The sequence below is a fragment of the Nitratireductor sp. PBL-C9 genome (assembly GCF_050877045.1).
Lineage (GTDB): Bacteria > Pseudomonadota > Alphaproteobacteria > Rhizobiales > Rhizobiaceae > Nitratireductor > Nitratireductor aquimarinus.
The window spans coordinates 376,700-391,919 of record NZ_JBPAXW010000003.1 but is presented as its reverse complement, the minus strand read 5'-3'; the positions used below and the strand labels follow the sequence as shown (position 1 = coordinate 391,919).

Annotated in this window: 10 protein-coding genes; 8 read left to right on the top strand and 2 right to left on the bottom strand. The window is 61.0% G+C overall.

What is annotated here, in order from left to right; genetic code table 11:
• Positions 1 to 18: 18 nt before the first annotated feature.
• On the bottom strand, positions 19 to 1,410 hold the full coding sequence (locus ACRTG1_RS09360) for a TRAP transporter large permease (RefSeq protein WP_113152979.1): 1,392 nt from the start codon (positions 1,408 to 1,410) through the stop codon (positions 19 to 21).
• Positions 1,410 to 1,982, bottom strand: coding sequence for a TRAP transporter small permease subunit (locus ACRTG1_RS09355; protein WP_432516139.1), 573 nt, complete (start codon positions 1,980 to 1,982; stop codon positions 1,410 to 1,412). The genes ACRTG1_RS09360 and ACRTG1_RS09355 overlap by 1 nt, the downstream gene beginning before the upstream one ends.
• Before the next feature lie 454 nt (positions 1,983 to 2,436).
• Between ACRTG1_RS09355 and ACRTG1_RS09350 the strand changes: the two genes are divergently transcribed.
• The 8 genes from ACRTG1_RS09350 (at position 2,437) to ACRTG1_RS09315 (ending at position 15,179) form a co-directional block, all read left to right on the top strand.
• Positions 2,437 to 5,916, top strand: coding sequence for an indolepyruvate ferredoxin oxidoreductase family protein (locus ACRTG1_RS09350; protein WP_432516138.1), 3,480 nt, complete (start codon positions 2,437 to 2,439; stop codon positions 5,914 to 5,916).
• Between the two features lie 91 nt (positions 5,917 to 6,007).
• Positions 6,008 to 8,314 (top strand): putative bifunctional diguanylate cyclase/phosphodiesterase, encoded by a 2,307-nt coding sequence (locus ACRTG1_RS09345; protein ID WP_206544214.1) that lies wholly within the window; start codon positions 6,008 to 6,010, stop codon positions 8,312 to 8,314.
• A 165-nt stretch (positions 8,315 to 8,479) separates the two neighbouring features.
• Entirely contained in the window at positions 8,480 to 9,265 is a 786-nt protein-coding gene (locus ACRTG1_RS09340) for an N-acyl amino acid synthase FeeM domain-containing protein (RefSeq protein ID WP_206994776.1), read from the top strand.
• Between the two features lie 63 nt (positions 9,266 to 9,328).
• Positions 9,329 to 10,003, top strand: a complete 675-nt coding sequence (locus ACRTG1_RS09335; protein WP_113152975.1) for a Crp/Fnr family transcriptional regulator — start codon at positions 9,329 to 9,331, stop codon at positions 10,001 to 10,003.
• Positions 10,004 to 10,322: 319 nt separating this feature from the next.
• The gene (locus tag ACRTG1_RS09330) at positions 10,323 to 12,299 is read left to right on the top strand and encodes an AMP-dependent synthetase/ligase (protein WP_432516137.1); all 1,977 of its coding nucleotides are present in this window, start codon (positions 10,323 to 10,325) and stop codon (positions 12,297 to 12,299) included.
• Positions 12,296 to 13,120 carry an ABC transporter ATP-binding protein gene (locus ACRTG1_RS09325; RefSeq protein ID WP_113152973.1) on the top strand — a complete coding sequence of 275 codons (825 nt, stop codon included), beginning with the start codon at positions 12,296 to 12,298 and terminating at the stop codon, positions 13,118 to 13,120. Before ACRTG1_RS09330 ends, ACRTG1_RS09325 begins: the two co-directional genes overlap by 4 nt.
• A 19-nt stretch (positions 13,121 to 13,139) precedes the next feature.
• Entirely contained in the window at positions 13,140 to 14,099 is a 960-nt protein-coding gene (locus tag ACRTG1_RS09320; protein ID WP_206544211.1) for a branched-chain amino acid ABC transporter permease, read from the top strand.
• Between the two features lie 3 nt (positions 14,100 to 14,102).
• Positions 14,103 to 15,179: a branched-chain amino acid ABC transporter permease gene (locus ACRTG1_RS09315; protein ID WP_113152971.1), complete on the top strand. Its 1,077-nt coding sequence runs from the start codon at positions 14,103 to 14,105 to the stop codon at positions 15,177 to 15,179.
• Positions 15,180 to 15,220: the final 41 nt, after the last annotated feature.

The window sequence follows — 15,220 nt, the reverse complement described above, 5'->3', positions numbered from 1 at the left end:
ACCCGGTTGCCGGACGCCTTAATTGTAGATCGCCCTTGGCAGCCATGTCGCGATCTCCGGGAACATGAACATGATCGCGATTGCGAGCACCTGCAGTCCCACGAAGGGCAGCACGCCCTTGTAGATCATTGATGTCTTCACATTGGGCGGTGCGACGCCGCGCAGATAGAACAGCGCAAAGCCGAAGGGCGGCGTCAGGAAGCTCGTCTGCAGGTTCACGCCCACCAGAACGCCGAGCCACACCGGGTCCACGTCGAGAGCCAGCAGGATCGGTGCGGTGATCGGGATCACGATGAAGATGATCTCGAACGTATCCAGGATGAAGCCCAGAAGGAACATGATCAGCATCACCACGGCCACGGCCGCCAGCGTGCCGCCCGGCAGGTTGGCGAGGAACTCGTGCACCAGATTGTCGCCGCCCATCAGGCGGAAGACAATGGAGAACACCGACGCGCCGAACAGGATGATGAACACCATGCAGGTGATGGAGGCCGTGGCGATGGCCGTCTCGCGCAGAACCGCGAAGGAAAGCCGCCAGCGGAGCCCCGCCAGCACCATTGCGCCCACCGCGCCCACGGAGGCTGCTTCTGTCGGCGTTGCGATGCCGCCCAGAATGGAGCCCAGAACGGCCATGATCAGAAGCAGCGGCGGCACGAGCGCCACCGCGACTTCGCCAAGCAGCTCTTTCTTCTCTTCAGGCGGCACCGGCGTTGCCGGGCAGGAGGCGGGATCGAAGATGGCCTTGAAGATCGTCCAACCGAGATAGAGCGCCACCAGCATGACGCCGGGCAGAAGCGCGCCGGCGAACAGATCGCCGACGGAGACGGGCACCGGGGCGAAATTGCCCTTGGCCATCTGCACCTGCGCGTTGATGCCCGAAAGCATGTCGCCCATGAAGATGAGCACGGTGGATGGCGGGATGATCTGGCCGAGCGTGCCCGACGCGCAGATGACGCCGGTCGCCAGCTTCGGATCGTAATTCGCGCGCAGCATGGCCGGCAGCGAAATCAGGCCCATCGTGACGACCGTTGCGCCCACCACGCCGGTGGAAGCGGCAAGAAGCGCGCCGACAATGATGACCGACATGCCAAGGCCGCCGCGCAGATTGCCGAACAGCTTGCCCATCGTAAGCAGCAATTGCTCGGCGATCTTGGAGCGTTCGAGCATCACGCCCATGAAGATGAAGAGCGGCACGGCCACCAGCACTTCATTGGTCATGTAGCCGATATAGCGGTTGGCCAGACTGCCGAAATTGGACGGGTCGAACACGCCGAACCACATGCCGACAAGGCCGAACATGAGCGATACGCCGGCCAGCGTGAAAGCCACGGGGAAGCCCAGGAGCAGAAAGCCGATAATGCCGAAGAACATGAGCCCCGAAAGGAGCTCGCCAATAAGAACCGGATCCATCAGACGCTTGCCTCCGGCTGCTCTTCTTCATCGTTGGTGTAACGGAGTTTCGGGGGCAGGAGGTCTTCTGCGTCATTGAGGACGACAATGGACCGCAGCGCCATGGCGATGCCCTGCAACGCCAAAAGCACCGCGAAAGCAAGGATGAACCCCTTGAGTATGAAAAGCCCCGGCATGCCGCCCACATTGGCGGACGCTTCGCCCAGCCGCCATGACCGGCTGACAAAGCTCCAGCCGTAATAGACGACGATCCAGCAGAAAGGCAGCAGGAACAGGAACACGCCGATCAGGTCGACCACGGCCTTCCGCCTTGTGCTGGCGGGCCGGTAGAAGATGTCGACGCGGACATGGTCGTTTCTCAACAGCGCAAAGCCGGCCACCGCCGTGAACATTGCGCCGTTCAGCCAGATGTAGAGATCCTGCATCCACACGAAACTGACGGAGAAGACATAACGCTGCACCACGACGGTGAAGCAGACCAGAACGATGGCCAGCGAAAGCCAGGAAAAGACGTTTCCGATAAAGGCGTTCAATCCGCTTATGGCGCGGACGAGAGAAGCGATTGCGCGCACGGGGTCACAAACCTCCGCCGTTTGCGCGCACGGCGAGTTGCGCGGTGTGATCTGCCATATGGGCCCTCTTGCATTTCCCCTTTGGTTGGGCGGCAGTTGTTCCCTGTCCTGCCCTTCCTGCCCGTAAAACGGGTATCGAGTGATTAGCAGCTTTGTTGCGGCTGCAAAAGTAATGGCGCAAGAAAAGTCGCCTTTTTGCGCTGCCCACCTAAATTAATGGATGTGGCTGTTGCACTCGTCGCACGGAACGGGAGAAGTGTAAGTGCGGCGCCGTTAGATTCGTTCGTCGCACGCGTTGCAGGGCTAATAAAATGTCCTTTCAAATCGCTGCTTTGCTGCGGTGTTGCGCATTGTGGCCCGAGCGGCAAATTCGTTTGACGGGATGCCGGCCGAATACAAAACTACCCTTGCGGAAACGTTTCCAACACGTGGTCCGCGGAGGAGGAAATAATTCATGACGCTTCATGACGTTGCGCTCGACGACAAGTATGATCTGACCAAGGAACGCATCTTCGTTTCCGGCGCGCAGGCGGTTGTCCGCATGCTCCTGATGCAGCGCGAGCGTGATCGACGCGCAGGGCTCAACACGGCAGGCTTCGTTTCCGGCTATCGCGGATCGCCCATTGGCGGTCTCGATCTCCAGCTGTGGAAGGCCAAGAAGCAGCTTGAAGCGTCCAATGTGATTTTTCAGCCGGGCCTCAATGAGGAACTGGCCGCCACCGCCTGCTGGGGTTCGCAGCAGACCGAGCTTCTGGGCGAGGGCAAATATGACGGCGTTTTCGGCGTCTGGTACGGCAAGGGGCCGGGCGTCGACCGGTCCGGCGACGTGTTCCGCCACGCCAATCAGGCCGGTTCCTCCAGGCATGGCGGCGTTCTGGCGCTGATGGGCGACGACCACACGGCCGAGTCCTCCACCGTCGCCAACGCCAGCGAATTCGCCTTCGTGGATGCGATGATCCCCATCCTGAACCCGGCCGGCGTTCAGGAGCTCATCGATTACGGGCTTTACGGTTACGCGCTCTCCCGGTTCGCCGGCACCTGGACGGCGATCAAATGCGTGAAGGACAACATCGAGTCGACCGCAGCCGTGGATGTCTCGCTTGAACGGTTGAACATCGTTCGCCCGGAATTCGACATGCCGCCCGGCGGGCTGAACATCCGCAACGAGATCAACATGCTTGGTCAGGAGGCGCGGCTTTACGATTACAAGCGCGCTGCCGCCGCCGCCTTCGTGCAGGCCAACAACCTCAACCGCATCATCTATTCCGGCGGTTCGAGGGCGAAGATCGGCATTGTCACGCTCGGCAAGAGCTATCTCGATACGCGTCAGGCGCTTGATGATCTGGGCATTGACGAAGCGCGCGCCAACCAGCTTGGCATCCGTCTCTTCAAGGTGGCCTGTCCCTGGCCGTTCGACGTGGAGCATATGCGCGACTTCGCGCGCGGTCTCGACATGGTCATCGTCGTTGAGGAGAAACGCTCGCTCATCGAGGTGCAGCTGCGCGAAAACCTGTACGGCACGGCCAACCAGCCGGAGATCATCGGCAAGGTGAACGAGAGGGGCGAGCGCCTGTTTGCGCCCACTGCGGCACTCGATCCCAACGAGATCGCCATCGCCATCGGCGAGCGCATCTTGCGGGTAATCGGCCCGTCCGAAGAGATCGCGGCGCATGTGTCGCGCCTGCGCCAGTTTCAGGCGATGCTTGCCGACACCAAGGATGTCTCCGGTCGCGCACCCTATTTTTGCTCCGGCTGCCCGCACAACACTTCCACCAATGTGCCCGAGGGCTCCATCGCCGGCGGCGGCATTGGCTGCCATTTCATGGCCACCTGGATGGACCGCTCCAATATCGGCTTCACGGCCATGGGCGGGGAGGGCGCGCAGTTCATCGGTCAGGCGCCCTTCTCGAAACGCGAGCATTTCTTCCAGAATCTGGGTGACGGCACCTACAATCATTCCGGCTCCATGGCGATCCGCTTCGCCATCGCGTCCGGTGCGAACATCACCTACAAGATCCTTTACAATGACGCCGTGGCCATGACCGGCGGCCAGCCGCATGAGGGCGGTCTCACCGTCGACATGATTGCCGATCAGGTGCGCGCCGAGGGCGTGGAACGCATCGCCGTGGTCAGCGATGAGCCGGAAAAATATGCCGGCGTGGTGGCGTTCCCGCAGGGCACGACCATCAACCACCGCGACGATCTCGATCAGGTGCAGCGCGATCTGCGCGAGGTGAAGGGCGTTTCGGTCCTGCTTTACGATCAGACCTGCGCCGCCGAAAAACGCCGCCGTCGCAAGCGCGGCACGTTCCCCGATCCCGACAAGCGCGTGTTCATCAATGAACTCGTCTGCGAGGGCTGTGGCGATTGCGGCGTCAAGTCGAACTGCGTTTCGGTGCAGCCGCAGGAAACCGAATTCGGCCGCAAGCGCCGCATCGACCAGTCCAGCTGCAACAAGGATTTCTCCTGCGTCAACGGCTTCTGCCCCTCCTTCGTCACCGTTCACGGGGCGAAGCTGAAGAAGGCGAAGGGCGTCACCGGTGCGAACGATCCGCTGGAAGGCGTGCCGGAGCCTGCGCTTTACCAGATGGAGCGCGGCTGGTCGGCCGTGGTGGATGGCATCGGCGGCACCGGCGTCGTCACCATCGGCGCAATCCTCGGCATGGCCGCGCATCTGGAAGGCAAGGGCGCTGGCATCATCGATATGGCCGGCCTCGCGCAGAAGGGCGGGGCGGTGTTCACGCATCTGCGCATCGCGCCGACGCCTGAAGACATTTACGCCATCCGCGTTTCCGCAGGTGAGGCCGATCTGGTTCTGGGCTGCGATCTCGTCGTTTCCGGCGCGAAGAAGGTTCTGGCGTCCGCACGCCACGGGCACACGCTGTTCATGGCCAACACGGCGGAAGTCATGCCGGGCGATTTCGCCCGCTCCGCTGATTTCTCGCTGCCCATCGAACGGCTGAAACAGGCCATTCGCGCTGCGGCAGGCGAGGAGAAGGGGCATTTCTTCGACGCCACGCGCACGGCCAGCGTGCTGTTTGGCAATTCCGTCGGCGCAAACATGTTCATGCTCGGCATGGCCTATCAGTACGGCGGGTTACCCGTATCGGCGGAAGCCATCGAGAAGGCCATCGCGCTCAACGGGCAGGCCGTGTCCATGAATGTCTCGGCCTTCCGCTGGGGCCGCCGCGCCGCGCATGATCCCGAGCATGTGCGCCGGCTTGTCGCCAAATCGTCCAATGGCAATGTGCGCCAGCCCCTGTCGCAGACGCTGGACGAGGTCATCGAGCGGCGTGCGACGTTCCTCACCGGCTATCAGAATGCGGCCTATGCGGAACGCTATCGCGCCCGCATCGCCCGTCTGCGCGCCGCCGAGGAAAAGGCGTTACCGGGTTCGACGGCTGTGACGGAGGCTGCCGCCCGCAACCTCTTCAAGCTCATGGCCATCAAGGATGAGTACGAGGTTGCCCGGCTCTACACGGATGGCGCTTTCAAGCGTCAGCTCGCTGCCGAGTTCGAGAGCTACGACCATCTGGAATTCCATCTGGCGCCACCGATCCTCGGTCGTCACGATGCGCAGGGGCATCCAAGGAAGTCGGCTTTCGGTCCGTGGATGATGACCGCTTTCCGCCTGCTTGCGGGCCTGAAGGGCCTGCGCGGAACCGCTCTGGATTTCTTCGGTCGCACCGAAGAACGCCGCATGGAGCGCAGGCTGCTTGCCGAGTATGAAAGCGATCTGGATCGCATCGAGGCGCTTCTGTCGCCCGAGCGTGCTGAGGCCGCTGTTGCTCTGGCTTCGGTGCCTTCTCTCATTCGCGGTTTCGGCTACATCAAGGAAGGCAACGCCGAAAAGGCTGCCGGCGAGCGGGCGCGGCTCAGGCAGCGTCTTGAGGATGGCGATGAGCCGGGGACGCTTCTGAAGGCTGCGGAATAGCTGGATTTTGCCGGCTGGCATGGTGAAAAGCCGGATAAACTTTTCTTAATGCTGTTGTGTCACAAATGGGCCCGTCAATCGGGCTCATGCAGTGAAAAACTCTAAGAACAGCATACCGGAAGACGTCTACGTTGGGTACATCCGTTCGTTGTTTCAGGACGTCGGAGTACTGCCCGTCGGCGCGGCTTGCTATGGCCTGATTGCGCTTCTTCTCTACTATAAGACCGGCCAGGCCGCGCATCTGTTCTTCGGGCCGGCCATGTTTGCCGCCGGCCTGTGGCGTTATTTCAAGATCACGCGCGTCGATCACGATCTGATCTCTGATTACCCCTCGGCGCTCGCCTGGGAAAACCGCTATCTGTGGTGGGGCAGCCTGCACGGCCTTGTGGTCGGTGCGTTCGGCTTCTTTGCAATCGTCTGGTCGAGCGACAATTTCAGTGAACTCGCCGCCGTTTCCGCCATTCTGAGCGGCACAATCACCATTGCCGGGCGCAATTACGGCTCCCACAAAATGGTGTCGATCCTGACGCTCACCATCGTCTTCCCGATGGCGCTCGGCCTGATGCTGAAGGGCGATTTCTATCATTTCGCGCTTGGCCTTTTCATCGCGCCCTTCATGCTGGTGGTCACCAAGATGGCGGATCTGGTGCGCACCGTGCTGTTCACGGCGATCAGCGAGGAAAAGCGCTCCACGCGTCTGGCGCAGCGCTTCGACCGGGCGCTGAACACCATGCACCACGGCCTTCTCATGCTCAACAATGAGGAGCGGGTGGTGGTCAGCAACACCCAGGCCGCCGAAATGCTGGGCTTCAAATCACCGGAGCAGATGCTTGGCCGCACGCTCAAATCGCTGCTGATGCGCGGCGTGGCGAGCGGTCTCCTGTCCCAGCGTGATTACGACTATGCAGAAGAGCACCTTTCGAAGGCCCTGCGCGAGGGCCGTAACCGGAAGGTCCTGCTGCGGATGACCAATGGCCGCCACTTCGAGTTCGCCGCGCGCGAAGGCCATGACGAGGTCGGTGTGCTCACCTTTGAAGAGGTGACAAGCCGTGTGGAGGCGGAAGAGAAGATCCGCTTCATGGCGCGGTATGACAGCCTCACCAGCCTGCCCAACCGGGCCTATTTCCATGAAAAGGTTTCCGAGGCCATGGCTGCGGGCGATCAGGATCGCCTGTGCGGTCTGGCCGTTCTCGACCTCGACGATTTCAAGACGGTGAACGACACGCTGGGTCATCCGGTCGGCGACGGGCTGATCTACGCCATGGCGGAGCGGCTTTCCGCTTTTGAGAGCGCCAATGTGCGCATCAGCCGCTTTGGCGGCGATGAGTTCATGCTCTATTTCAATCAGGTGGAAGACGAGGCGGAGTTCGCCCGTCAGTTCGAGCAGATCTTCTCGTCGCTCAGTGGTGAAGTGGATGTTGCCGGCCACGCGATGCGCATCCAGTCGAGCGGTGGCGCCGTGGTTGTTCCTGTTCGCTCCAGCGATGTGGATTCCATGATCGTCAAGGCCGACCTTGCGCTCTACAAGGCCAAGGAGCTCGGCAAGAACGGCTGGAGCCTGTTCGAGACGGAAATGGATGTCGCCTTCCGCAACCGCCAGGTGATGAAGGCCGACCTCAGAAGCGCCATTGAGGCCCGCAGCCTGCGGGTTGTCTACCAGCCGATCGTGGACGCCCACACGATGCGGATCGCAAGCTGCGAGGCGCTGTGCCGCTGGGACCACCCGGATCTTGGTCTCGTGTCGCCGGCCATCTTCATTCCGCTTGCCGAGGAAATGGGGCTGATCTCCGAAATCAGCACCATCGTGCTGGAAGCGGCCTGCAAGGAATGCGTGACATGGCCCGAACATGTGGGCGTTTCGGTCAACCTGTCGGCCAAGGATTTTCGTTCCAGTGACGTGATCGGCAAGGTGGAGCGCGCGCTCGAGAGGGCAGGGCTGCATCCGGCGCGCCTCGAAATCGAGGTGACCGAGACCGCGCTTCTGAACGACACCGAAGCCACGGTGCGCTACATCAACACGCTTAAGAAACTTGGCGTGCGGATTGCGCTTGATGATTTCGGCACCGGCTATTCTTCACTCAGCTATTTGCACACCTTACCGCTCGACAAGGTCAAGATCGACGGCAGCTTCGTTGCCAATCTGAAGGAGGGCGAGCGTTCGCTTCACCTGCTTCAGGGCGTTGTGGACCTGTCGCGCAAGCTCGGCCTTGATGTGACCGTCGAAGGTGTCGAGCGTTTCGACCAGCTCCGCCTGCTCGAAAGCCATGTGAAACCCGATCTTTTACAGGGGTTCCTCTTCGGCGCAGCGCTCACGGCTTCCGGCATCGAGACCATGGCGGAAGTGAAGCAGTCCTTCCCCGCCCATTCCCCTTCCGGCACCAACCGCGCATCTGTCTGACAAGGCGTGATTCTTTGCTTTGCAATGGCGTTTGACCGAAAACCTTTTGTTAAGGTTAATAAAACCTAAATATAATTCGTACGAATTTCAGCTTTACATAAACCGTGAGGGGTTTACGCTTGAAATGTACGAGAGGTTGTAAAAGTCGACGTGGGGCATGCGGCAATGGTCACGAGTACCGGCCTGGTCGGCCTAAAACCGGGGGCGGAGCGTTTCGCCCGTGAACCGGAAAGAAAATCCTCAAGCTTCATCGATGGCGTGATGGCGCTTCTGGAGCGCACGGAGTATCGCCGTTGCGATACGAGCGAAGATCGGGAAGAGATCTTTCACCTTCGCTATCGCTCCTATCATGCGCATGGTTTCGTGCCGGAATCGGAGCGGCAGATCGTGAAGGATGATCTGGACGATCTGCCCAACTGCTATAATTTCGCGGTTTACATAGACAAGCGTCTGGTCAGCACGGTGCGTCTGCACCAGATCGACCATGACAATCCGCTTGGCCCCGTCACCAAGGGGTTTGGCGATATCATGTTGCCGCATATCGATGACGGCGAAACCTGCATCAATCCGAGCATGCTTGCGGCCGATCCGGACATCGCGCGCGAATACCGGGCGTTACCCTATGTGTCGCTGCGTCTGGTCATTGCTGCCTATGAGTATTTTCATTCAACCTATTGCGCCTGTCTGATCCGGCAGGAACACACGGCTTTCTACCGCCGCATCTTTGGCGCGCGTCAGATGAGCCCGGAGCGCGCATACCCGCCGATCAGCATCCCCCTGATGCTCTTTGGCGGCATCTGTTCCAAGGAATTCGGCCCGATTGTCGAGCGTTTTCCCTTCTTCCTGTCGACGAAATCCGAACAGCGGCTCCTTTTTGAGCGCCCGGCGCCCGGCCAAGTGGCGCCGCTGACCGTTCTCCCGACCGCGAAATATCTGCTCGACGCTGCCTGATCTATTTGCCATTCGCCGGGATCGCTTCTTGTCGCTCGCCGGCAGGCGGGTTATCGAAAAGACATGAGCATCAAAAAGGACATTGCAGCGGATGCCATCTGGTCTGTCGAACTGAGCGACGACGAGCTGGAGCGTGCGCGGCGCGGCCTGACGGAACGCCTGTTTTCCAAGGGAAGCTATATCTGTCACCGCGGTGACCGGCTGGACCACTGGACCGGCGTCGCCGAGGGGCTCATCAAGATCAGCGCGATTTCGGCTGCCGGCAAGGCAATGACCTTTGCCGGCGTGACCGATGGCGGCTGGTTCGGCGAAGGGTCGGTGCTCAAGGGCGAACCGCGCCAGTATGACGTGGTCGCCATCCGCGACACGCGGCTCACCATGCTGTCGCGCCCGACCTTCATGTGGCTGTTTGAAAACAGCACCGGCTTCAATCGCTTCCTCGTGCGCCAGCTCAACGAGCGTATGGGCCAGTTCATCGCCACCATCGAATATGACCGTATTCTCGGGCCGAACGCCCGTGTGGCGCGCAATCTTTCGTGGTTCTTCAATCGAACGCTCTATCCGCGTGCCGGCAACGCCATCGAGATCAGCCAGGAGGAACTTGGCCTTCTGGCCGGCGTTTCGCGCCAGGTGGTCAATCGCGCCCTGCACGAGCTGGAAGACGAGGGGCTTCTCAAGGCCGAGCACGGGCGCATCACGGTTGTCGATGCCGAGGCGCTGAGCCGCTACGATTCCTGACGGGAAAGCGCCGGACGGGAAGACGCTGATCGGCCGATGTGCAGCAACGTTCGGGCCTGTTCGGCAGGCGCAAAGGCGCGCGCCGTCCGGCTCCAAGATCAGCTTTAGACTTTGGTCTGAAAGATGCTTTTCGCGCTTCGGAAATACTGCCGCCTGCGCATAGACTTCCTCCAGTATAAAGACAAACTGGTGCGGTGTCTGTCAAGGGGCGTGTTGAATGGCTGCGGGTTTCGTGGAACCCTCAACCCAATCAATAGTCCGGTTCGGGGAGGAACCGGAACAACAGCGGATCTACCGCTGACAGTGGGAGGTAAGCGACTTGGCGCATACAGACGCGTCTAAGGATACGTTCGCCAAATATCTGCTCTTGAACGCCGAGCGGTTCCGCGACCGGCCGTCCATGCGTTTCAAGGACTATGGCATCTGGCAGAGCTGGACCTGGGCAGAACAGCTTGAGGAGGTGCGGGCTTTCGCGCTCGGCCTTCAGAAAATCGGCCTGAAGCGCGGCGACAAGATCGCCGTCATCGGCTCCAACCGGCCAAGGCTCTACTGGACCTTTGCCGCCGCCCAGTCTCTGGGCGCGGTTCCCGTGCCGGTCTATGCCGATTCCGTGGCGGAAGAGATGGCCTATGTGCTCAACCATGCCGAGGTCACCTTCGCCGTGGTCGAGGATCAGGAGCAGGTCGACAAGGTTCTCTCCATCTCGGACGAGGTGCCGCTGCTGACCGAGATCGTCTATGACGAGGAGCGCGGCCTCAGGGATTACGACCACACCCATCTTCATGCCTATGACGATGTGCGCGAAACGGGCATGCGCCGCTTCGCCGGGGAACCAGAGGCAAATGCCGGCTGGCTGGCCGAGATCGGGAAGGGGCGCGGGGATGACCTGTCGGTCATTCTCTACACCTCCGGCACCACCGGCCGTCCCAAGGGCGTGATGCTGTCGAACGACAATTTCGTGCGCTCGGCCATCAACGGCAACGCCTTCGACAATCTGACCGAGAACGAGACGATCATCGCCTATCTGCCGCTGGCATGGGTGGGCGATCACCTGTTCTCCTACGCCCAGTCTTATACGGCGGGCTTCTGCGTTGCCTGTCCCGAAAGCCCGGAAACGGTGAACGAGGACCGACGCGAGATCGCGCCGACCTATTTCTTCGCGCCGCCGCGCGTCTTCGAGGCCATGCTGACCTCGATCATGGTGCGGATGGAAGATGCCGGAAAGCTCAAAAAGGGCATGTTCGACTATTTCCTCGCCCATGCCGCTAAGGTCGGTGAGCGCATTCTGAATGGTGAGCAGGTCGGGTTCTTGGACCGGCTGAAATACCGGCTCGGCGAATTCATGGTCTATGGCCCGCTGAAAAACCGCATGGGCTTTTCGAACATGCGGGTCGGCTATACGGCCGGTGAGGCCATCGGTCCGGAGCTTTTCTCCTTCTACCGCTCGCTCGGGCTGAACCTGAAACAGCTCTACGGCCAGACGGAAGCCACCGTCTACATCACCGCGCAGGAAGACGGAAAGATCCGTCCTGACACGGTGGGGCTGCCATCGCCCGAGGTGGAAATCCGCATCGCCGAGAGCGGCGAGGTGATGTATCGCTCGCCGGGCGTTTTCGTCGGCTACTACAAAAACGACGAGGCAACCCGCGAAACCAAGACCGAGGATGGCTGGGTGCACACCGGCGATGCCGGCTTCTTCGACACCGACGGTCAGCTCAAGATCATCGACCGGGCCAAGGATGTCGGCAAGCTCGCCTCGGGCGCGCTGTTTGCGCCGAAATACATCGAGAACACGCTAAAATTCTTCCCCGACATTCAGGAAGCGGTGGCGTTCGGCCATGGGCGCGAATTCTGCGCGGCCTTCATCAACATTGACCTGCAGGCGGTCGGCAACTGGGCCGAACGCAACAACATCGCCTACGCGTCCTATCAGGAACTGGCCGGGCATCCGCGCGTCTATGAGACCATCGCCGCGCATGTGAACGAGGCCAATCGCAGGCTCGCCCGCGAGCCCCTGATGGCGGCCTCGCAAGTCAAGCGCTTCCTCGTCCTGCACAAGGAGCTGGATGCCGATGACGGCGAGCTGACCCGCACCCAGAAAGTGCGCCGCAAGTTCATCGCCGAGCGTTACGGCGAGCTGATCGAGGCGCTCTACGATGGCTCGACGGAGAAGTTCGTGGAAACCCAGGTCACTTACGAGGATGGCCGCAAGGGCGTCATCCGCGCGACGGTCAAGATCGTCGATGCCGAGATCCATGAGGTTCCGGCCGAAAATGTCCGGGAGGCTGCCGAATGAACCCGCGCCCCGATCCCAATGAGCTCACTGCGCCCGATGACGGCATTGCCAGGGGCGGTGTGCTTCTCGACGTGAAGAACGTCTCGCTTTCCTTCGGCGGCGTGAAGGCGATCACCGACATTTCGCTGAACGTTCTGAAGGGCGAGATCCGCGCCATCATCGGTCCCAATGGCGCCGGCAAGACCTCGATGCTCAACGTCATCAACGGTTTCTACACGCCGCAGGAAGGCACCATCATCTTTCGTGGCAAGGAGCGCCGCTCCATGAAGCCGCATCAGGCGGTGGGGCAAGGCATCGCCCGCACATTCCAGAACGTGGCTCTCTTCAAGGGCATGTCGACGCTCGACAACATCATGGCCGGGCGTTCGGTCAGGATGAAGCGCAACATTGGCTGGCAGATGCTCTGGCATGGGCCTGCGCTGCGCGAAGAGATCGAGCATCGCGAGAAGGTCGAGGAAATCATCGACTTTCTGGAGATCCAGCACATTCGCCGCACACCGGTGGGCAAATTGCCCTATGGCCTGCAAAAGCGCGTCGAGCTCGGCCGCGCACTCGCCATGGAGCCGACCCTTCTTCTCCTCGACGAGCCCATGGCGGGCATGAACCTCGAGGAAAAGGAAGACATGAGCCGGTTCATCATCGACGTGAACCAGCAGCGCGGCACCACGATTGCGCTGATCGAGCACGATATGGGCGTGGTCATGGATCTGTCCGACCGCGTGGTGGTGCTCGATTACGGCAAGAAGATCGCCGACGGCCCGCCTGACGAGGTGAAAAACAATCAGAACGTGATCGACGCCTATCTGGGCGTCCCGCACTAGGCGGCGAGGGGAGGAACGTATGGAATTCTTGAACGATGTTCTGGTGCAGCCCTTCGCCGATATGGCTGCGGCTCCCGATTTCCTGCTTCAGGTGCTCTGGGAAGGGCTCGTCGGCGGGGTGCTTTACGCGCTGATCGCGCTCGGCTTCGTGCTGATCTACAAATCCTCGCGCATCTTCAATTTTGCGCAGGGCATCATGGTGGTGTTCGCCGCGCTGACGCTGGTGGGCCTCTATGAAAAGGGCGTTCCCGCCCTGTTGGCGCTGCCGCTCACGCTCGTCGTCATGCTGATCCTGGCGATGACCATCGAGCGCGTGGTGCTGCGCCCGCTGGTCAACCAGCCCGACATCATCCTGTTCATGGCGACCATCGGCATCACCCTGTTTCTGATCGGCTTCGGCGAACTGATCTTCGGCGGCGAGAACAAGGTGATGATCACCGAGCAGCTCTTCATCCCGACCGGCAGCATCGTGTTCGAGCCGTTTGGCGGCTTCGTCTCCATCGAGGAAAAGGATCTCACGGCGGTCATCGGAGCCATGGTTCTCGTGGCAGCTCTTCTGGTCTTCCTCAACAAATCCAAGATCGGCCGGGCCATCCGCGCGCTTGGCGATGACCATCAGGCCGCGCTGTCCGTCGGCATTTCGCTCTCCACCATCTGGGTGATCGTCTGGTTCATCGCCGGTGTCATCGCGCTCGCCACCGGCATTGTCTGGGGCGCGCGGGCCGGTGTGTCCTTCGCGCTGGAGGTCATCGCCTTCAAGGCGCTGCCGGTGCTCATGCTGGGCGGTCTGGAAAGCGTGATGGGCGCGATCATCGGCGGGCTGGCCATCGGCATTCTGGAAAAGGTCTTCGAGATCTACTGGGGCCAGCCGCTGCTCGGCGGCAACACCGAAGCGTGGTTCGCCTACATGCTGGCGCTGCTCGTGCTTCTCTTCCGCCCGCAGGGGCTGTTTGGCGAAAAAATCATCGAGCGGGTGTAATCCATGTTTTACCGCACAGCAGGCCAGTTCAAGACCAGCTATGAAGCCGATCACGCGCTGTTTCCGGTGCGTCAGGATGCGATCCTGCTCGGCGTCATCCTGATCTTCGCCTTCGTCATCTTTCCGTTCACCGCAAGCGAGTTCGCCTTTCGCGCACTCCTGATCCCGGTGCTCATCTATTCGCTGGCAGCCCTCGGCCTCAACATCCTCACCGGCTATGCGGGGCAGCTGTCGCTCGGCACCGGCGCATTCATGGGCGTGGGCGCCTATGCCTGCTACAAGCTCGTCTCAATCTTTCCGGAGATGAACATCGTCGTGGCGATCGCGCTGTCGGGCTTCTTCTCGGCGGCCATTGGCGTGCTGTTCGGCCTGCCATCGCTGCGCATCAAGGGCTTCTATCTGGCCATCGCCACGCTGGCGGCGCAGTTCTTCCTCGTCTGGCTGTTCCAGAAATGGGCCTGGCTCTACAATTACAACGCCTCCGGCGCGATCCAGGTGCCCAATATCGATCTGTTCGGCATCACGGTCGCGGGGCCGCGCGCCACGGCCATGGCGCAGTATTATTTCGTTCTGTGCGTGGTCTGTGCGATCACCTTCTTCGCCATCAACATCACGCGCGGCCGCATCGGGCGCATGTGGAAGGCGGTGCGCGACATGGACATCGCCGCCGAGCTCGTGGGCATCAACCTGATGCGCACCAAGCTGATGGCCTTCTTCGTGTCGTCCTATGTGGTGGGCATTGCCGGGGCGCTGTTCGTGTTCCTGTGGCGCGGCGCGGCGGAAGCGAACCTGTTCGACATTCCGCTCTCGTTCCGTGTGCTGTTCATCGCCATCATTGGCGGGCTTGGCTCGATCCTCGGCAATTTCCTCGGGGCGATCCTGATCGTGGCGCTGCCGGTCATCATCAGCAGCGTGCCGGGGGCCTTCGGCATCCCGGTCGATTCCGCCATGGTCGAGCACCTGAACATCATGATCATCGGCGCGCTCATCATCGCCTTCCTGATCATCGAACCGCACGGTCTGGCGCGTTTCTGGGCCATGATCCGCGAAAAGTTCATTCTTTGGCCCTTCCCGCATTAGGCGGGCAGGGGGCATCAAACGGGGATTGTTCGCCCCTTCCT

Excerpts from the sequence above, each read along its gene's own strand:
- ACRTG1_RS09350 (WP_432516138.1), top strand. The coding sequence starts at position 2,437 with ATGACGCTTCATGACGTTGCGCTCGACGACAAGTATGATCTGACCAAG.
- ACRTG1_RS09325 (WP_113152973.1), top strand. The coding sequence starts at position 12,296 with ATGAACCCGCGCCCCGATCCCAATGAGCTCACTGCGCCCGATGACGGC.
- ACRTG1_RS09360 (WP_113152979.1), bottom strand. The coding sequence starts at position 1,410 with ATGGATCCGGTTCTTATTGGCGAGCTCCTTTCGGGGCTCATGTTCTTC.
- ACRTG1_RS09340 (WP_206994776.1), top strand. The coding sequence starts at position 8,480 with ATGGTCACGAGTACCGGCCTGGTCGGCCTAAAACCGGGGGCGGAGCGT.
- ACRTG1_RS09335 (WP_113152975.1), top strand. The coding sequence starts at position 9,329 with ATGAGCATCAAAAAGGACATTGCAGCGGATGCCATCTGGTCTGTCGAA.
- ACRTG1_RS09315 (WP_113152971.1), top strand. The coding sequence starts at position 14,103 with ATGTTTTACCGCACAGCAGGCCAGTTCAAGACCAGCTATGAAGCCGAT.
- ACRTG1_RS09320 (WP_206544211.1), top strand. The coding sequence starts at position 13,140 with ATGGAATTCTTGAACGATGTTCTGGTGCAGCCCTTCGCCGATATGGCT.